General features: G+C 39.0%; 17 protein-coding genes. 7 read left to right on the forward strand and 10 right to left on the reverse strand.

Features of this window, described 5'->3' with window-relative positions; all coding sequences use genetic code 11:
* The first annotated feature begins 109 nt into the window (after window positions 1–109).
* Complete coding sequence (locus RMY32_RS23955) at window positions 110–1,150, forward strand: ParA family protein (RefSeq protein WP_409883870.1); 1,041 nt, start codon at window positions 110–112, stop codon at window positions 1,148–1,150.
* 34 nt (window positions 1,151–1,184) lie between these two features.
* Here the strand turns inward: RMY32_RS23955 and RMY32_RS23960 are convergent, their stop codons facing one another.
* The 6 genes from RMY32_RS23960 to sufB all read right to left on the reverse strand — a co-directional run bounded on the left by RMY32_RS23960 (window position 1,185) and on the right by sufB (window position 7,525).
* Window positions 1,185–1,817 carry a Uma2 family endonuclease gene (locus RMY32_RS23960; RefSeq protein WP_322710699.1) on the reverse strand — a complete coding sequence of 211 codons (633 nt, stop codon included), beginning with the start codon at window positions 1,815–1,817 and terminating at the stop codon, window positions 1,185–1,187.
* A gap of 1 nt (window position 1,818) precedes the next feature.
* Entirely contained in the window at window positions 1,819–2,430 is a 612-nt protein-coding gene (locus RMY32_RS23965) for a hypothetical protein (protein WP_322710700.1), read from the reverse strand.
* Window positions 2,431–2,533: 103 nt separating this feature from the next.
* Window positions 2,534–3,796 carry a cysteine desulfurase gene (locus RMY32_RS23970; RefSeq protein WP_322710701.1) on the reverse strand — a complete coding sequence of 421 codons (1,263 nt, stop codon included), beginning with the start codon at window positions 3,794–3,796 and terminating at the stop codon, window positions 2,534–2,536.
* A 15-nt stretch (window positions 3,797–3,811) separates the two neighbouring features.
* Window positions 3,812–5,206, reverse strand: coding sequence for a Fe-S cluster assembly protein SufD (gene sufD / locus RMY32_RS23975; protein WP_322710702.1), 1,395 nt, complete (start codon window positions 5,204–5,206; stop codon window positions 3,812–3,814).
* Window positions 5,206–5,997: a Fe-S cluster assembly ATPase SufC gene (gene sufC / locus RMY32_RS23980; RefSeq protein WP_322710703.1), complete on the reverse strand. Its 792-nt coding sequence runs from the start codon at window positions 5,995–5,997 to the stop codon at window positions 5,206–5,208. The genes sufD and sufC overlap by 1 nt, the downstream gene beginning before the upstream one ends.
* A gap of 88 nt (window positions 5,998–6,085) precedes the next feature.
* Window positions 6,086–7,525: a Fe-S cluster assembly protein SufB gene (gene sufB, locus RMY32_RS23985; RefSeq protein WP_322652385.1), complete on the reverse strand. Its 1,440-nt coding sequence runs from the start codon at window positions 7,523–7,525 to the stop codon at window positions 6,086–6,088.
* Between the two features lie 411 nt (window positions 7,526–7,936).
* Here sufB and sufR point away from each other — a divergent pair, with 411 nt between their 5' ends.
* Together sufR and RMY32_RS23995 are read left to right on the forward strand one after the other, a co-directional pair.
* Window positions 7,937–8,620 (forward strand): iron-sulfur cluster biosynthesis transcriptional regulator SufR, encoded by a 684-nt coding sequence (gene sufR, locus RMY32_RS23990; protein WP_322710704.1) that lies wholly within the window; start codon window positions 7,937–7,939, stop codon window positions 8,618–8,620.
* 94 nt (window positions 8,621–8,714) lie between these two features.
* On the forward strand, window positions 8,715–8,975 hold the full coding sequence (locus RMY32_RS23995; RefSeq protein WP_322710705.1) for a hypothetical protein: 261 nt from the start codon (window positions 8,715–8,717) through the stop codon (window positions 8,973–8,975).
* A 346-nt stretch (window positions 8,976–9,321) separates the two neighbouring features.
* Here RMY32_RS23995 and RMY32_RS24000 read toward each other — a convergent pair whose 3' ends face one another.
* Window positions 9,322–9,954 (reverse strand): hypothetical protein, encoded by a 633-nt coding sequence (locus RMY32_RS24000; protein WP_322692820.1) that lies wholly within the window; start codon window positions 9,952–9,954, stop codon window positions 9,322–9,324.
* 336 nt (window positions 9,955–10,290) lie between these two features.
* Window positions 10,291–10,617: a YbjQ family protein gene (locus tag RMY32_RS24005; RefSeq protein WP_196528493.1), complete on the reverse strand. Its 327-nt coding sequence runs from the start codon at window positions 10,615–10,617 to the stop codon at window positions 10,291–10,293.
* Between the two features lie 649 nt (window positions 10,618–11,266).
* On the opposite strand from RMY32_RS24005, the gene RMY32_RS24010 reads away from it, so the two are divergent.
* On the forward strand, window positions 11,267–11,947 hold the full coding sequence (locus tag RMY32_RS24010) for a tetratricopeptide repeat protein (protein ID WP_322710706.1): 681 nt from the start codon (window positions 11,267–11,269) through the stop codon (window positions 11,945–11,947).
* 2 nt (window positions 11,948–11,949) lie between these two features.
* Here the strand turns inward: RMY32_RS24010 and RMY32_RS24015 are convergent, their stop codons facing one another.
* Window positions 11,950–12,852 carry an ABC transporter ATP-binding protein gene (locus tag RMY32_RS24015; RefSeq protein WP_322710707.1) on the reverse strand — a complete coding sequence of 301 codons (903 nt, stop codon included), beginning with the start codon at window positions 12,850–12,852 and terminating at the stop codon, window positions 11,950–11,952.
* A 265-nt stretch (window positions 12,853–13,117) separates the two neighbouring features.
* Here RMY32_RS24015 and RMY32_RS24020 point away from each other — a divergent pair, with 265 nt between their 5' ends.
* The 3 genes from RMY32_RS24020 (at window position 13,118) to RMY32_RS24030 (ending at window position 16,667) form a co-directional block, all read left to right on the forward strand.
* Complete coding sequence (locus RMY32_RS24020; RefSeq protein WP_322710708.1) at window positions 13,118–14,719, forward strand: alkaline phosphatase D family protein; 1,602 nt, start codon at window positions 13,118–13,120, stop codon at window positions 14,717–14,719.
* A gap of 170 nt (window positions 14,720–14,889) precedes the next feature.
* Window positions 14,890–16,134, forward strand: coding sequence for an AAA family ATPase (locus tag RMY32_RS24025; RefSeq protein WP_322710709.1), 1,245 nt, complete (start codon window positions 14,890–14,892; stop codon window positions 16,132–16,134).
* 8 nt (window positions 16,135–16,142) lie between these two features.
* Complete coding sequence (locus RMY32_RS24030; protein ID WP_322710710.1) at window positions 16,143–16,667, forward strand: hypothetical protein; 525 nt, start codon at window positions 16,143–16,145, stop codon at window positions 16,665–16,667.
* Window positions 16,668–16,711: 44 nt separating this feature from the next.
* Here RMY32_RS24030 and RMY32_RS24035 read toward each other — a convergent pair whose 3' ends face one another.
* The gene (locus RMY32_RS24035) at window positions 16,712–18,070 is read right to left on the reverse strand and encodes a sensor histidine kinase (RefSeq protein WP_322710712.1); all 1,359 of its coding nucleotides are present in this window, start codon (window positions 18,068–18,070) and stop codon (window positions 16,712–16,714) included.
* Window positions 18,071–18,397 lie beyond the last annotated feature (327 nt).

The raw sequence follows: 18,397 nt of genomic DNA on the forward strand, positions 1-18,397 counted from the left end.
TTTTCTCTTCTTTACAAGCTTTACGCGAGCGCATCCAAGAAATCTTCGACCAACTCACATTTGAGCAGGTAATTTCTGTCTCTTCTTATAACTTTATCTTGGAAGCTCTATTCTATGCAGCTTCATATTAATTTGGTATAACGCTGCAACACTTTATGCAGAAAACAACCCAAAAACACAAGTTTTAGTTATTGATATGTGTCCTCAAGCAAATATTTCTCAATTTTTGCTTGGAGGAGGGAAAAAAGGATACCAAATCAATCAGAGGCTACAATCTTCGGCTACTAGAAAAAATATAGTTGGATTTATAGATTGGCTTTTAAAGGGGAACTCAAATTTCCGAAAACCAAATACTTCATATCAAGTTCCAGTATACCGTTACAATCAAAATATATCTAAAAATTTATATTTAATAGCTGGTGATTCTTTTTTAGAGTCTCTTTCATTAGCTTTAAATTATGCAGTCATTAACCCGGCAAATATAAAGGCATGGTCAGAATACATGACCGCTATAAGAAGGTTATGTGAATATGAGTATAATAGTGAAACCTATAAAGATATGGTTGTTTTTATAGATTGCAATCCCAGCTTTTCTATATATACACAAATGGCTCTAGTTTCTTCAGATAAAATTGTGGTTCCAATGATGGCAGATTTTAGCTCTCTTGAAGGCATAAAAAGTCTTTTTATGCTGCTTTTTGGTAAATATCCTTCTGCCGCTTTAAGGCAATATGCTGATGGAATAATTACTTTTAATAATCAAGTAGAACACTTTCAACTGAAATTGCCAGTAATTTACGAGTTTGTTTTTAATAACTATACAATTAAGGATGGAGTTGCAACAGCTTTTGATTCTATAAGAACAGAATTAATTGATTTTTGCTACCAGCAATTTAATAAATTTCCTTCATTATTTGCACCTTGTCAACACACCCCAACTTCTAGCAAGGAATGGGAAAACTATTATTTTTCAGATATCAAAGATTTTCACACATCAGGTAAAGTATCATCGTCTCTTGGAATTCCTATGTCTATGCTTCCCAAACAGTCTAAATATATAATGCCAGATGGCAGTGATGTTAAACTTCCTATTAGTAACTACTCACAAGCTTTAAAAGATATAGAATTCTTTGTGGGCAAGATACATTAAATTATTCCTAAAAAAGGTTGCATTGCTCACCCTATTATCCTATTTTATCCCTCACCCAACCGCGAAAGGATTTTAGCAAAGCAATTTCACCCATACTTTTACTCTGCTCAATAAATCTGCTTATCTCGCTCACTGATATTAGAGGAAAGGCAATACTCAACTTACACTCAACATATTGCCCCTCTACCAACTGATAAAACTTTAAATTTTGCCCATCATATCTCCAAAGTTCAGTTACACCCAATGCTGAATAAATCCCCAATTTGTTAACTGAACTGCTGGTAATGTCAATCTCAATTGCTAAGTCAGGCGGCGGAGCATTTTCTAAATCTAAAGTTTGCTTACCCCTAATAGCTAGTTCATTCTGGATATAGTAGCAAGTATCTGGTTCTATTCCTTGCTTTGATATTTTTCGCTTCAATGTTGTTGAACCAGCACTTCTAATTTCAATTTCTAATTCTTCAGCTAAGACTAGAATAAAATGATCAAATTGGATTTTTGGGTTTTCGTGTTCAAAAAGTGGAGTCATGATTTCTAAAACACCGCAGTCATAAGCAAATCTTGAGCCTCTGTCCTCACCTGTATCTCTCAGCAAGGCTTCAAAGGTTTCCCAGCTAATGTTCTGTAGCACTATTCTTTGTTCAGCAGGCGTTGACTTGACAAGCATATTACAATACTTCTTCTGTTAGGATGTTAGATAAAATTCCGATAATTTTACCTATGTCATTAATATAATACTCGCTCAAGTCAATTTCAATCACTTGCCCAATGAGCTTCAAAAACTTCCAGTTAGTTCCAGTGGTGACAGTTCCACCATAAATTGCCTGAATGTTATTATCCTCACGTTCATTAAACAATTTAGCTGCTAACATCTCTGCTACACACTGACCTAATCCTGCATTGATATTTTCTTTTTTAGCTTCTACAATTGTGACAACTGGTGCATTCACAATTAGTAACTCTGGTGAACGGCTAATAATAAAATCGCAATTTCCATTTAAACCTTGTGCTGAATCAACAGTAAAGTCAATACCAGAAAATAAACTTATTTGATTATTTAAATATTTCCTTACAGCTATTAAAATAGGTGCAATAATCATCTCTGAACGGGATTTTTCGGTATTACTAGCAAGAGCTAAAGGTACATTTTCCCGCAATACTTCTGTAAGTAATGGTGGACACTCTACTTCATGTACAGATGCAAATATATCAACTTTATCAGAAATAGTTAAACCAAAGGTTTTTCTAACTCTGTCTAAAGTAAAGTCACTGTATGACACTTTAGTTGCTCCTGTAAATAATCCAGATAATTAAATTGTGCCAACTATTAGCAAGATATGTTGCTGATATTTGGCACAATCACTATCGGAATATTTTGTAACTTTAAGCAAGTAAACCTGTAAAAAAATCGAGAGTTTCTTTCAGGGCTTTGATGAAAATATCAATTTCCTCACGGGTGTTGTAGAAAGATAGACTTGCTCGTGCGGTTGCAGCAAGACCTAAATAACGGTGTAATGGTTGAGTACAGTGGTGTCCAGAACGGATAGCAACGCCTTCTTGATCTAATAATGTAGATAAGTCGTTAGCGTGGACATCCCCAGTGGTGAACGACGCAAGAGCGGCTCTCCCTTCCCCTTTAGCATTTGGTTTGGGGCCGTAAATTTTAATTTGGGGTATTTGCTCTAATTGTTGGAACAAATAAGCTGTTAATTCTGCTTCGTAGGCGTGGATTTTATCCATACCGATACTGCTAAGATAATCTATTGCAGCACCAAGTGCGATCGCTTCTCCAATTGCAGGCGTACCAGCTTCAAATTTATGCGGTAATTCTGCATAAGTTGAATGTTCTAAGTACACCTCTGCAATCATCTCGCCACCACCAAAAAATGGTGGCATTGATTCTAATAATTCCAACTTGCCATACAAAAATCCTATCCCAGTTGGGGCGCACATTTTATGACCGGATGCTACCAACCAATCACAATCTATTTTTTGTACATCGACAGGATAATGGGGAACACTCTGGCAAGCATCAACTAAAAATTTAGCACCATATTTGTGTGCGATCGCAGCAATTTCTTCTGCTGGATTAATGCAACCCAAAGTATTAGAAATATGCACCACAGACACCAGCTTAGTTTTCTCAGAAATCAGTTTTTTAAACTGTGACAAATCAAAAGTTTCTTCTGGTGTTAATTCTACAAATTTCAGTACTGCACCCGTTTTTTGTGCTACCAATTGCCAAGGCACAATATTACTGTGGTGTTCCATCACCGACAGAATAATTTCATCCCCAGGCTGCAAATTATTCATTCCCCAGCTATAGGCGACTAGGTTAATCGCCTCACTTGCGTTGCGAGTGTAGACAATTTCCTGACGCGATGCAGCATTAATGAATTTGGCAACTTTATCTCTAGCACCTTCATAAGCATCGGTAGCTTTAGCGCTCAGGGAATGGGCACCGCGATGCACGTTAGCATTATATTGCTCGTAATAATCCCGTAGGGTATTTAATACGAATAAAGGCTTTTGCGATGTCGCAGCATTATCGAGATAAACCAGGGGTTTCTCGTTGACTTCCTGATGCAATATTGGGAAGTCAGCGCGAACTTTATCAGCAAGGGTTTTGGTAGGAGTAAAAGTCATTGGTAGATTACGTTATTACTCATTAGTCAGGGACTTGAGATTATTCACTGTGTTTAAAAGGATTTCTCGCAGAGAAGGAACTGGTATTTTGTTGATAACTTCAGCAGCGAAGGCGTTAATTAACAACTTCCGAGCATCGTTTTCATCAATTCCCCGACTTTGGAGATAGAATATTTCATCATCTTCCAATTGGCTAACGGTAGCGCCGTGAGCGCACTTTACATTATCCGCAGTAATTTCCAATTGGGGTTTGGTATCAACTCTGGCTTTCGATGATAGTAGCAAATTACGATTCAACTGGGCTGCATTTGTCAACTGCGCTGGTTTGGGTACAAAAACTTTACCATTGAATACCGCATGAGCGCGATCGCCTACAATACATTTATGCAATTGGTCACTTGTACCGTGAGGATAGTTGAGTGCGATCGCACTATGAGTATCAGACAATTGCTTACCAGAGATTATCGTCAAACCATTGAGAGTAGTTTGTGTCTGCTCACCAGTTTGCAAAATTTCTAAATTGTGCCGTGACAACTTTGCACCTAAAGTTATGGCATGACAAGTATATCGGCTATCACGAGCTTGGGTTACAGCAGTCTTACCTATATGAAAATCGGCCAGATGTTCGCGTTGAATCCGAGTGTGATTTATCTGAGCATTCTCTCCCAGCCAAATTTCTGTTACTGCGTTAGTAAAGGCAACAAATTCTGGTGTATTATTCTCTACAAAATCCCCTACAAGACCAGAAGAAGTTGTGTACTCTTCAACTAACATAACGCTACTTCCAGTCTCAGCTACTACCAAACAACGCGGTAGAGAAATAGTTGAAGGTTCAGCCACAGTTACGAACTGTAAATGAATCGGCGTTTCCACTTTCACATTTTTGGAAACCCAGACTACTGCTACATCGTTGATGCCAGCAGTATTGAGCGCGGTAAATACTTCCTGCGCTCCTTCTGTTTGAGCTAAATACTGTCTTATATGCTCACGATTATCCGCAGACAAGCTAAATAAATTACTCACCTTAACGCCAAGCGGTAAGTTGGCAATTGCACATAAATCAGGAGCAAATTTGCCATTAACAAACACTAAACGACTTTTTAGTGCTTCTGGCAGCGATAAAGGTGTACCGTTTGCATTAGATATCTGGCTTGGCTGAAAATTAAATTGAATTTGCCGCAAAGACGACAAATCAGTAAATCGCCATTCTTCCTCGCGGGTAGTCGGGATAGTCGAGTGGCGTACCCAATTAGCGGCACTTTGGCGTAATTCCTGCAACCAACCTTCTGTTTTAGTTGCTGTTACTTGATTTAACAACCCAGTCAGATAATCATCTCTATCTAAGAGAGTCGATGTCAAGCTGACTACATTTGAATTAGGAATAGGACTAGGAGATACTTGAATACTCATTACACACCCACCTCAGCAGCAGCAAATTCTGCCAGCACCCAGTCATAACCGCGAGACTCTAATTCTAGTGCCAGTTCTTTACCACCACTCGTAATAATTCGCCCTTGTGCCATCACATGCACAAAATCAGGCACAATATAATCGAGTAATCGTTGGTAGTGAGTAATCAAAATTGTCGAATTGTCTGGACTTGCCAGTTGATTTACCCCATTCGCTACTATTCGGAGCGCGTCAATATCCAAACCCGAATCAGTTTCATCCAAAATTCCTAACTTTGGTTCCAGCAGCGCCATTTGCAGAATTTCATTCCGCTTCTTCTCACCACCAGAAAAACCTTCATTCAAACTCCGACTAAGAAAACTGGCATTCATCTTCACCACATCCAGCTTTTCCTCAATCAAATCGTCAAAATCAAAAGCGTCTATTTCCTCTAAACCTTGCGCCTTCCGACGGGAATTGTACGCCACTCGTAAGAAATCCAAATTGCTCACACCCGGAATTTCTAACGGATACTGAAACGCCAAAAATACACCACTTCTAGCGCGTTCCTCCGGTTCCAACTCTAACAAATTCTGCCCTTGAAAAATCACCTCACCGCCAGTCACCTCATACGCCGGATGCCCAGCCAACACCTTAGAAAAGGTACTCTTACCAGAACCATTCGGCCCCATGATCGCATGAATTTCACCCGATCGCACCTCAAGATTCACACCTTTCAAAATCGGTGTCCCATCAACATTAGCCGTCAGATTCCGTACTGACAGCACAACTTCGCTATTTTCAATAATCATTTTCTCTCCCTTCTCTCTTCGCGGTTCGTCATTCTTCCAAAAGATAAACACAGAGACATCGGCGTTCTGTGTTTATCCTTGCTTCCATTTATCCAACACTGCCTTCCAACTTCAAACTCAACAACTTATCAGCTTCCACAGCAAACTCCATCGGTAGCTGATTAAAAACATCCTTACAGAAGCCGCTAACCATCATCGAAATGGCATCTTCTGCTGAAATACCCCGTTGAGCAAAGTAGAATAATTGATCTTCCCCAATCTTAGAAGTAGAAGCTTCATGCTCCACCTTCCCAGTATTATTTTGCACCTGGATATAAGGGAAAGTATTAGCATGAGCATTATCCCCAATCAGCATCGAGTCGCACTGGGAATAATTTCTCGCGCCTTTAGCCGTCGGATTAACTTTCACTAAACCCCGATAGCTATTACTAGAATTACCTGCGGAGATTCCTTTAGAAATAATTGTACTGCGGGTATTTTTACCTACGTGAATCATCTTTGTACCCGTATCGGCTTGCTGCATATTATTTGTCAGCGCCACCGAGTAGAACTCACCCACAGAGTTATCACCCACCAACACGCAACTAGGATACTTCCAAGTAATTGCCGAACCTGTTTCTACTTGAGTCCAGGAAATCTTGGAATTTACGCCCTGACACAAACCGCGCTTGGTGACAAAGTTGTAAATACCGCCTTTACCATTGGCATCTCCAGCATACCAATTTTGAACGGTGGAATATTTAATTTCGGCGTTGTCGAGAGCAACGAGTTCCACAACGGCGGCGTGTAATTGGTTGCTATCATACATCGGTGCGGTGCAACCTTCGAGGTAAGAAACATAACTACCTTCTTCGGCGACAATCAAAGTCCGCTCAAATTGTCCCGTGTCACCAGAGTTGATGCGGAAGTAGGTAGATAGTTCCATTGGGCATTTTACGCCTTTAGGAATGTAGACAAAGGAACCATCGCTAAATACGGCGGCGTTCAAAGCGGCAAAATAATTGTCAGCTACAGGAACAACGCTACCCAAGTATTTTTGGATCAATTCTGGGTGTTCTTGCAACGCTTCCGAAATTGAGCAGAAAATAACCCCATCTTCCGCTAGCTTTTCTTTAAATGTAGTGGCGACAGAAACGCTATCGAAAATTGCATCAACGGCGACATTTGCCAGCCGCTTCTGTTCAGATAGGGAAATGCCTAACTTCTCGAAAGTTTCTAAAAGGGTTGGATCGACTTCATCCAAGCTGTTTAGTTTTTCTTTCTTGCGTTTTGGCGCTGAGTAATAAATGATATCCTGATAATTTATTGGCGGATACTTGACATTCGGCCAAGTTGGTTCCGTCATTTTTTGCCACTGGCGATAAGCTCTGAGGCGAAAGTCCAGCATGAATTGCGGCTCGTTCTTCTTAGAGGAGATCAAGCGGATAACGTCCTCGTCTAGTCCACGCGGAATAGTGTCGGCCTCAATGTCCGTGACAAAGCCGTACTTGTAGGGTTGGTTGACTAAGGTTTTGACAGTGGCACTCATCAGTAATAATCTCTCGTGTTCGGAACTTGAATCTCTCTATAAGGATGGGAGACGGGGTTTCTTTAGCCGATTCCCATCTACCGTTACGGAATGGTTACACGGCTGCTAGAATAGTGGTGGAGAGTAAAACAACAGTTATGTTGTTTAATCTATCTTCATTTTACGCTAAATTAACAACAACAATGTTGTCAAAGTCAAACAATTTTGGATTTTAGATTCGCAATTTGGGATTGAAAGAGACCACAAAGGTGCTTGGCTCAAGGATTTTAGATTGACGATCGCGTAGCGGGCTATATACCAGAAAACTTTTTTAATCCAAAATCCAAAATCCAAAATCCAAAATCGGCACGGTCAAATTTTCAAAGAAATTAATTTTTGGGGCGTTCGCTGAACGTCTCGCACCACATGAAGATGGCGACTACCCACCAGTCCTCAACCAAGCAAGATATCCTAGAGTATCTGCACAAACACGAAAAAGCAACGGCTTTGGAGCTAGCTGAAGTTTTAGACGTTACCCCTCAAGCTATTCGTCGCCATCTCAAAGATTTGGAGACGGAGGAGCTAGTTTTGTATTCGACATCAGTGCAGGCAACGGGGATGGGGCGGCCGCAGCATCTTTATCAACTGAGTCGTCAAGGACGCGATCGCTTGCACCGCACAATGAGCGATCGCTTTGGTGATGGCCACGGCAATTTTGCGGTTTCGCTGCTAGACACCTTAGCCGAAACGGTAGGACACGACCAATTTAAATCGATTTTAGAGAAACAGTGGCAGCGTAAAGCCAAAGAATACCGCGATCGCGTCGGTAATGGTTCGCTGCGAGAACGGGTAGCCAACTTAGTCGAGTTGAGAAAAGCGGAAGGCTTCATGGCGGAGTATCACCCTGTTGATGTGAGTGACTCCTTTGAGTGCGATCGCTTTATCTTAATGGAGCATAACTGCGCTATTTCTAACGTTGCCGAATCTTTTCCTAGTATCTGCGGTCACGAATTAGAAATGTTTGCTGCCGTCTTACCAGATTGTATCGTAGAACGCACCCACTGGATTATTGATGGTCAACATCGTTGTGGCTATTTAGTACAAATTCGTCATTAGTCATTAGTCATTAGTCCTTTGTCATTTGTCATTTGTCATTTTTTTAATAACTAATACCTAACTAACTTTGAGATAGCATTTCATTTTTTCATTTATGGATGTATCACCACAGCAACCATCAACACAATTTTTAACCCTGGAAGAGTCAGCAAAAGTAGATGCGGCGTCGTTGTCTTCCCCAGAAAAGTTTTTAACAAGATTGACAATTTCATCACTGAAGCTTTTGAAGCATATTGCCCAAGAGTACGGTGTTGCTATTGAAGATTTGACAGCGCAGCAAGTAATTGCCTGGTTTGAAAAAGATGGCAAAATTCGTCGCGAGCAGGGAATTGAAGGTTCGTATCTAAAATGGTGATCTGCGGTGTAAAATTTTTGTTGCATTTACTTAGAAAAAATAATCATAAAAATATCGTGCTTTTAAAAAACAGAAAGAAATGTTTTTTAGAAGCGCGATATTCACGATTTATTGACCTTATTAAATTAGCTATCAAATATTCGATATTCATGACTCTTTGGAAAGAAACATTCGATACTGATACTTAACTTCGGATATACAATTAAAGGTATCAATAAAGAGTAATTTGACGATATAAGAATTAATCGGGCACTAGAAACGCCAACCTGAAATAATAAACAAAAAACACCTTGAAAAAGGTGCTTTTGTTGAAAAATAAATAACATTTGAATTTTCAAATAATTATTTAAGCATTGTAAGTGTTAGTCCGAGGACTACGAGCGCCAGTTACAGCTCCAATCATTGAGGCTATTAAACCCAACAAAGAACCAAACACAAACCACCACAATCCCGAACGTAAATTAGCTGCTGCATCACGAGCTTGTTGGGCAGTTACGTTTGCTTGTGGTACATTAACACCACCTTGCTGTTGTACCTGGTTTATGACTTCCCCAGCGTTAGAAGCAGCAACACCAAAAGCACCAGATACTCCACTTGCTAAAAGCCATGAGCTAACTGCCAAAGTCGTTGCCCAAAGAATTGCGCCGTTGAGAAGAGCGGTATTGCGGTTCATCGGCCCACAAGCACGGGTTGTAACCCAACCACCAGTAAACAGGGAAATTAGTAGAGCGATAGTTGACCAAAGCCCCGCGTTACCCGCAGCGTTAGGAGCAATTGTTCTAGGCGCACCTGAACTTTCAACTGCACCTGCCGCAAACGCACCAATTATCGCACTTAAAATTAATTGTGTAGCCAAAGAAACCAACAAACCAGCAATAATTGGCCCCCAGCGAACACGGTCGTGATATTCAGCTACTCGACCTGCTACCACAGGATCAGTAGATATAACGTCATTTCCTGTCCGATTTACGTATGACATCGCTTATTTTCTCCAGTGCTGTTTCAGCAAAGTTTCTGCTCGGGTATATTCATCTTTATGCTTCAAATTAAATAACTAAATGTTCTATTTTAATCTCTATCAATAGAAAGATTTAATACGTCTATCTTTAGCCAGAAAAAAACAAACTTTGTTTAACAATTTTTAATATAATTTAGTGTTTATTTATGTATTTTTTCTAAAATTTCCATCTAAAAACTCTTAACTTAAGATATAACTATTAGCTAGCTATCAGAAACCAGCTTTAAAGATGTATACCATTAGCCTTAATCTAACTAAAGCTGTGTAATGAATGTCAAAAGTAAAAATCATCAAAAACTAACGCATCCTCACAGCAGTGCCTGTGGCAGTAATCAGCAAAAGCACTCCTGACTGGTCAATATTTATTGTGCCAGTATCAATTTCAATCCCAATTACAGCATTTGCTCCTAAACGTTGTGCGCGTTGTTCTAATTCTTCTAGTGCCTTGCGTTGACCCTGCTCAAACAGACGCTCATAGCTACCAGTGCGTCCACCGATAATATCTCGAATCCCAGCCAAAAAATCTCGTAAGAAATTGCTGCCGTAGACGACTTCTGCTGTCACAATGCCTAAATATGATTCAATCACGGCTCCTTGAATGACATCAGTGGTAGTTATAATCATAAATTAACCTCCTATATGGGATATATCTTAATATTTATTATTAAAGTATTTTGGTAAACACTTGAATAATTGTAACTATTATTACAGAATACAGGTTTGACAAACATGCTCTCATACAATATTAGATTGCACTTTGGGGTTAGTCTTGTCTCAAACAGATTAATGCAACATTTTACAGTTTAAATTTATCTTATCTTTGAATGACCAAAAAAGGATGTAAATGCCTAGATAATAAATTCTCAAAGGGTAGTATCAAGGATTAAAAATGTCATAAAATTGGATACAGAGTCAGCAAACTCTGAAATGAAATAAAAATAGGAATAAATGTCAAAGCCTATAAGCTTGTTGTATCAGAATCTAGGATTAAGTCAGATTCCTGTTGAGTTTTTCTAGGTAATACGTAGAACTACTGATTAAAAAATGTGTAGTTTTGCTATATTACTGGTTTATATGTAGGGTATCTTCACCTGCCTTGGCTCGTTGACACTTCATCCTTCAGTAAAAACTCTGTTATGTAGTGCTAAATGTAAAAGAAAAGAAAATGAACTATTAACATCTGAATCAATACGAAGAAATACAGTTTTCAAAAGTCCATATTTTTGTTTTAATGTACAAGAAAAAAGTCCTCTAAAATTTCAGGAAATTTACTGTGTACAAGCCAACATCATTCGTGTTTAGTGTGGTGTTACTAGGATGTTTTACTTTCACCGTACCTTCAGTAGCTCAGGCTCAGGTATTAGTGGCGCAAGCTAAAAACCCAGAGTTAAAGCAATTACTGGAGGAAGGACGGAGGTTAGTGAATGCTGGAGATTATGGTGGTGCGATCGCTGTTTATCAGCAAGCAGCTAGTTTAGATCCGAAGAATGCTAAAATCCATTCAGGTATTGGGTATTTATACGCCCAACAGGGAAATTACCAGGCAGCATTAGCAGCTTATCGTAAAGCGATCGGTATCAGCCCTAACAATAGTGATTTCTACTACGCTGTGGGTTACATCAAAGCCAATTTGGGCGACACGCGTGGGGCAAAGGAAGGTTATCGTCGTGCCATACAACTGAACCGTAACAACGTCAACGCCTATTTAGGATTGGCTGTAACCCAATCGCGTATGGGAGACTATAATGCTGCTACCTGGGCATACCAACAAGCAATCGATTTGGATAAAAACAACGCCCAGACTTATGAGTTGATGGGTTCGATGTATAAACAGCGACGACAAGCCAAACAAGCAAACAGCTTGCTTCAGAAAGCCCGTGACTTGTACAAACGACGCAATGACTCAGATGGCGTAGAAAGGGTAGAAGCCATGCTGCGGCAGTTAGGAGGATGAGGTTAATCTAACTGGCGTCCCGTTAATTCCACAAAAATATCTTCCAGATTAGAGGGACGCACCATCATTCCAGTTTTATCTGGCTGTTCATTCAAATAGATATTTGCTGCTTCCAAGGATGGGAAAAACAGGTATTCCCAATTACGAGCGCTATCACTTCCGACATTAGACACACCTAATTGTTTCATCACCAAACCTTCACCGTGAGCAAAACGCAGTTGTTGTAAAGTTCCCAAAGAAATCAGCTTACCGCTATCCATAATACCGATGCGTCCTGGCTTGGTAGAACCAAAGGCATCGCATAAAAATTCGACCTCATCCATATAATGGGTCGTCAGTAGCATCGTCATCCCTTGTTTATTTAAATCCCGAATGATTTCCCAGAGGCGTCGCCTAGTCTGGGGGTCTAGTCCTACCGTTGGTTCATCTAAAAACAAAATTTGCGGTTGATGCAATAAGGCTCTGGCAATTTGCAACCGTCGTTTCATACCCCCAGACAGGGTTTTTACCAAATCATCACGTTTTTCTGCTAGCTCAACATACTCTAGCCATTGATTAATCAATTTTTGTCGCTGCGGGTTACTAATGTGATGTAGTCTCCCGTGCAGTTCCATATTTTCCCAGACGGTTAAATCGTTATCCACACTGACTTGTTGCAAGACTACACCAATACTCTGTTTTGCCAACGTTGCTTGGCGCATCACATCATATCCACCTACTTCTATGCGTCCTTGGGATGGTTTCGTGAGTGTAGTCAGCATCCGAATTGTGGTGGATTTACCCGCACCGTTCGGGCCAAGTAGAGCAAATATCTCCCCCGCTTCAATTTGGAATGATAGGTCATTGACTACAGGTACATTATTGTAAAACTTGTAGACATTTTCTAAAAAGACAGCAGCAGTCACGTCGCTTCGCTCCGAATTCAAAATTCAAAATTCAAAATTCAAAATTAACAAACTCATAAATAAATTTAGTTGCTCTGTATCCTTTTCTGTTCGGTCATGGATAAATTTGCTTGTACTAGTTCATAATCAACACTACCATTCAGATTACATCAAACTAAATATATTTTATTAACCCTTAGATAACTCAATCTTTACTTGTTGATATAACAACGTGTGGTAAACACTTATCCTGTAATACTTTAGTTTAAGGTTGCTGTTATTTAATATGGAATCTCATCACCCATTGAAGCTAAATCGGCGTCAGTTTTTGCTACGTTCAGCTATCACTGCTGGCGGAATTATTTCCACAAATTTTGTCGCTAAATCACCAGTTTTTGGCAAAGCACCTGCAATTATCACCTCTGATAAAATGCGTCCTGGCATACCTTATGGTGTAGCTAGCGGAGATATATCTAACGATAGCATCGTGATTTGGAGTCGGAGCGATCGCTCTGCCAAAATGATTGTAGAATATTCTACCAGCGAATCTTTCCGCAATGTGCAGCGAGTTGTCGGGCCTAATGCTTTAAAGAATAGCGACTTTACAGCACGACTTTATCTGAAGAATCTACCACCAGACCAAAAATTATTTTATCGGGTGATTTTCCAAGATTTAGATTATCAACGCACCTACAGCGCTCCTTTTTATGGTAGTTTCCGAACTCCCCCCAAATCTGGACGAGATATATTCTTTGTTTGGGGTGGCGACACCGCCGGTCAAGGATGGGGTATTAATCCTGATTTTGGTGGAATGAAAATTTACGAAACTATGCGCCAACTTCATCCCGATTTTTTCATCCATTCTGGCGATAATATTTATGCTGATGGCCCCATTCAATCAGAAGTAACTTTAGACGACGGCACAATTTGGAAAAACATCACCACACCAGAAAAATCTAAAGTAGCAGAAACTCTCACAGAATATCGTGGTAACTATATCTACAATTTGCTGGATAAAAATATCAAGCGTTTCAATGCTGAAGTTCCCATATTGGCACAGTGGGACGACCACGAAACAAGGAACAATTGGTATCCTGGGCAAATTATCCTTAACGATGACCGTTATACAGTTAAGGATGTTAACTTGTTAACCGAAAGGGCAAGACAAGCATTTTTTGAATATCTGCCTATTGGATATGAAAGCAATAATCCAGATAAAGCGAAAATTTATCGCTCTTTCAACTATGGGCCATTATTAGACATTTTCATGCTGGATGAGCGCACCTACCGGGGGCCGAATTCCCCGAATAATCAGCCAGTACCAAGTAAAAAAACAGACTTTTTGAGCAAAACCCAAGTGCAATGGTTGAAAAGGCAATTGCTGTCATCAAAAGCAACATGGAAAGTAATTGCTAGTGATATGCCTTTGGGGCTGATAGTTAAAGACGGTAGCACTGATTTTGAAGCTTGGGCTAATGGAAATGGCCCAGCTTTAGGAAGAGAATTAGAACTTGCCGATTTACTACGATTTATCAAAAACAAAAATATCCAGAATGTTGTTTGGTTAACTGCTGATGTACATTACGCAGCAGCCCACTATTACAACCCCGCTAAAGCAAAGTTTACTGATTTTAAACCTTTTTGGGAGTTCGTTGCCGGGCCGCTTAACTCTGGCACATTTGGGCCAAACGAATTAGAGAATACTTTTGGCCCACAATTGATATTTCAAAGCCTCCCTCCAGGTACAAAAGCAAATCGACCACCAAGTGAAGGTTTGCAATTCTTTGGAGGAGTTAAAATTGATGGAAATACAAAAGTGATGACGGTAACACTGCGTAACTTGGTAGGGAAGACTATTTACAGTGTAGATTTACCAACAGAAAAATAAATCTCTAAAAGTGCAGCGAAATTTAGCCAGTTAGATAGAGTAATTACACAATTTTTTACTTTGTCTGCTGGCTTTGTTGTTTTTTGGGTGGGATGTTAAAGAAGAAAAAATCTTGTGCGCTCGCCACTGTTAGGAGCTAAATTTAAGTAAGTAGAGTTTTGGAGTTGATCGTGCTTAAGCAACTCATTTTAGAAAACTGGAAAAGTTTCCGTTATGCCGAGCTTCCACTTGACCCATTGACTGTTTTGATTGGGACAAATGCGAGTGGTAAGTCTAATGTAGTTGAAGCTTTAGAATTTTTACAAATAACCTTTACAAGGCAGGATGTTAAACCAGCTTTAGTAGGTGATTCAATACTCACTTCAATTCGAGGAGGTGTAGAATGGGCTGCATTTAAACCTGAAAAAAAATTTACATTAAAAGCTGTTATACAAGGTCAAGATATTAATACTGATTATATTTATGCTATCACAGTAAAAACAAAACCTTCCCTTCAAGTTTTAGAAGAATCTATAATTTATCAAGAATATAAAATTAGTTTTGATGAGAATATTGTTAGAGATTTTGTCGAAGCTTTCTATTTGAACAAAAAAGAAATAGGTATTAATAATAGTTATAATAATTATATTTTAATGGGTAACTTTTTGCCTACTCAAACATACTTAACAGATGTTCTATCTGTTGAGGCAGATATGAATTCATTTGAAATGAAACGTGAAAATATATATAATTTTTATCATTTTATTAGAAATATTTTTATTTTAAATCCCATTCCCTCTAAAATGCGATCTTACTCCCCAATTGGGGAAAAGCTAGAAACTGATGCTTCAAATATAGCTGGTATACTAGCTGGATTATCTAAGAAACGGAAAGCAGAAGTTGAAGCAGCTCTATCCAACTACATTAAAGAGCTACCAGAAGGTGATATACAAAAAGTCTGGGCGCAAAAAGTAGGTAGATTTCGTACTGATGCAATGCTCTACTCTCAAGAAGAATGGAAACCTGGTCACATTACAGAAATAGATGCTAGAAGTATGTCAGATGGAACTCTCCGCTTTCTAGCAATTATTACAGCATTACTTACTAGGCCAGAAGGTAGTCAAATAGTAATTGAAGAAATAGATAATGGTCTTCATCCCTCGCGTGCAGGATTGCTGGTAAGAATACTACGAGAAATTGGTCAGAAAAGAAAAATTGATATTTTACTTACTACCCATAATCCAGCTTTGCTTGATGCTTTAGGCCCAGAGATAGTTCCTTTTGTGGTTGTCGCACACCGCGATAAAGAAACTGGAGAAAGCAAGCTTACACTTTTAGAAGATATTGAAAATCTTCCTCTTTTGTTAGCATCGGGTAGTTTAGGCAAACTAGCAACTAAAGGTGCAATTGAAAAAAGCCTTTCTGATAATAAATAAAGTTAAATATGAGAAAGGTTTTGATTATTGACACATCAATACTTTGCGTTTACTTAGGTGTACCTGGTAAAGAGACTTGTGGTACTGATAAAGATAAATGGGATAAAAAAAAAGTTGAAGCCCGTTTTCAGCAAGAAGAAAAACAAGGTGCAAAGTTTATACTACCAATAGCAACAATTATAGAAACTGGTAATCATATTGCCCAAGCTAACTCTAAGCGATATGAAATTGCTCAAGCTTTCGGTAATATTTTAGTGAAAGTAGCAGATGGAGTTATACCTTGGGGAGTTTTTGAAACTCAAGTAGGTGAACTTTGGAACTCAGAGCAATTGAAACAACTGGCTACTGAGTGGCCTACTCTAGCTTCTAGAAAGATTTCTATTGGAGATGCGACAATTAAGACTGTGGCTGAATATTACGCCAAAACCAGTAGCACGTTTCAAGTAGAAATTTTTACAGGCGATGGGGGACTCAAGGCTTATGAACCAGCTACCCCAGCACCTACGCGTCGAAGTACTCGCAAAAAAGCCTAAAGCGATTAGTATTTACCCAAAATAGAGATTTTTTAACTAACTTGTCAGGAATTAAGTTCGACAGGAATTGTAATAATAAACTCGGTTCCTTCTTTTATGGTAGATATACATTGCAGTTGACCACAATGTTTTTCTACAACAATTTGATAGCTGATAGATAGCCCCAATCCAGTGCCTTTACCGACGGGTTTTGTGGTGAAGAAAGGGTCAAATAATCGCTTTTGTATATCCTTGGGAATTCCACTACCATTATCGGCAATGCGAATAACTACTTCCCGATTGTCTGTGACTTCAGTACGAATACGAATTACAGGTGATTTGAGATTTGAATAAGCTGACTCAAAACTCGCGAATATCGCATCAATTGCATTTGATAGAATATTCATAAATACTTGATTTATTAACCCAGCATAGCACTCTACTAAAGGGAGATTTCCATATTCTTTATCAATAGTAATTATCTGACCTGTTTCTTGATTTATGATACGGCTTTGTAATATTATTAGAGTGCTATCAATACCTTCATGAATATCAACTATCTTTTTATCGGATTCATCGAGACGAGAGAAATTGCGTAATGAAAGAACTATCTCTTGGATACGCTCAGTACCAAACTTCATAGAATCAAGAAGTTTGAGAAAATCAGCAGTTAAAAATTCTAGTTCCATTTCTGCGATCGCAGCTTCAATTTCTGCTACTGGTGCAGGATAATGGTGTTGGTATAAGCTAATTAATTGTAGTAAATCTTGAGTGTAGTTGAGTGCATAAACAAGGTTGCCAGCGATAAAGTTCACAGGATTATTGATTTCGTGTGCAATGCCAGCAACAAATTGTCCCAAAGCAGCCATTTTTTCATTTTGAATTAATCGCGCATAGTTATTCTTCAGGGTACGAAAACCTACTTTAGCAATTCTAGATTGTTCTTCTACTTTCTCTAGTTGAGCTAATGTTAAAATATGAATTTGGGAATAAGCTAAAAGTAAATGATGGAAATCGAGTAGCTTATAACTACCTAACTGAGTTTCTATTAAAATCGGCTCATATACGAATTGAGGTTCTCGCTGCAAAGCTAGCTTATTTGCTTCTACAATGAGCGTATCCTCAGAAATTATACACACCTCTGGCTGAAGAAAGTTAATCAGATTGATTGCAGGTCGTTTAGAAAATAGTGGAAAACTATAGGGACGACTCATGTGTTCAAAAAATCTTTGTCGAGAAATCATCCCTAGATAGTCATGATTTTTCACCAGAATAATACCTGGTAGTAAAGGCTCTTGCTTAAAGAGTGTATTCAAATCATTTGCTGGACTATCTGCTTCGACGTAAACAGACCAAAGTGGTAATTCTTGCAAAGTAGACTCTAATTGCAAGTTCAAATTATTAGCATTTGTCATGCTATGCATTGCCAACATAGTTTAAATTTTTAACCTTGAGTTAACATTTCTGATAACACCCCGAATTAGCATTGCGATAATTGCAAAGTTAATTAAACTTATATTTCCCTGATTACTGCTGAAAATTACAGTTATGCTGCAAAACTGCTGATATGAGTGCATCCAGTTCTTTTCTATGCTGGAAAATTGATACTAATTAACCCAAGTTGCTAGTTATGCTTGCAGGTGTTCAGGTGGCATTGCATAAGCAATAAAATCCCCTCCAGAGGAAAAATTAGGAGGGGTAATGTTAAACGAAATAATTACAATTTATGCTATCACTGATGACCTATTGAA

This window comes from Nostoc sp. ChiSLP03a (assembly GCF_034531215.2).
In the GTDB taxonomy this organism is placed as follows: Bacteria; Cyanobacteriota; Cyanobacteriia; order Cyanobacteriales; family Nostocaceae; genus Nostoc.

Excerpts from the sequence above, each read along its gene's own strand:
- sufB (WP_322652385.1), bottom strand. The coding sequence starts at position 7,525 with ATGAGTGCCACTGTCAAAACCTTAGTCAACCAACCCTACAAGTACGGC.
- RMY32_RS23995 (WP_322710705.1), top strand. The coding sequence starts at position 8,715 with ATGGATGTATCACCACAGCAACCATCAACACAATTTTTAACCCTGGAA.
- RMY32_RS24005 (WP_196528493.1), bottom strand. The coding sequence starts at position 10,617 with ATGATTATAACTACCACTGATGTCATTCAAGGAGCCGTGATTGAATCA.
- RMY32_RS24000 (WP_322692820.1), bottom strand. The coding sequence starts at position 9,954 with ATGTCATACGTAAATCGGACAGGAAATGACGTTATATCTACTGATCCT.
- RMY32_RS24030 (WP_322710710.1), top strand. The coding sequence starts at position 16,143 with ATGAGAAAGGTTTTGATTATTGACACATCAATACTTTGCGTTTACTTA.
- sufC (WP_322710703.1), bottom strand. The coding sequence starts at position 5,997 with ATGATTATTGAAAATAGCGAAGTTGTGCTGTCAGTACGGAATCTGACG.
- sufD (WP_322710702.1), bottom strand. The coding sequence starts at position 5,206 with ATGAGTATTCAAGTATCTCCTAGTCCTATTCCTAATTCAAATGTAGTC.
- RMY32_RS24035 (WP_322710712.1), bottom strand. The coding sequence starts at position 18,070 with ATGCATAGCATGACAAATGCTAATAATTTGAACTTGCAATTAGAGTCT.
- RMY32_RS24020 (WP_322710708.1), top strand. The coding sequence starts at position 13,118 with ATGGAATCTCATCACCCATTGAAGCTAAATCGGCGTCAGTTTTTGCTA.
- RMY32_RS23960 (WP_322710699.1), bottom strand. The coding sequence starts at position 1,817 with ATGCTTGTCAAGTCAACGCCTGCTGAACAAAGAATAGTGCTACAGAAC.
- RMY32_RS23970 (WP_322710701.1), bottom strand. The coding sequence starts at position 3,796 with ATGACTTTTACTCCTACCAAAACCCTTGCTGATAAAGTTCGCGCTGAC.
- sufR (WP_322710704.1), top strand. The coding sequence starts at position 7,937 with ATGGCGACTACCCACCAGTCCTCAACCAAGCAAGATATCCTAGAGTAT.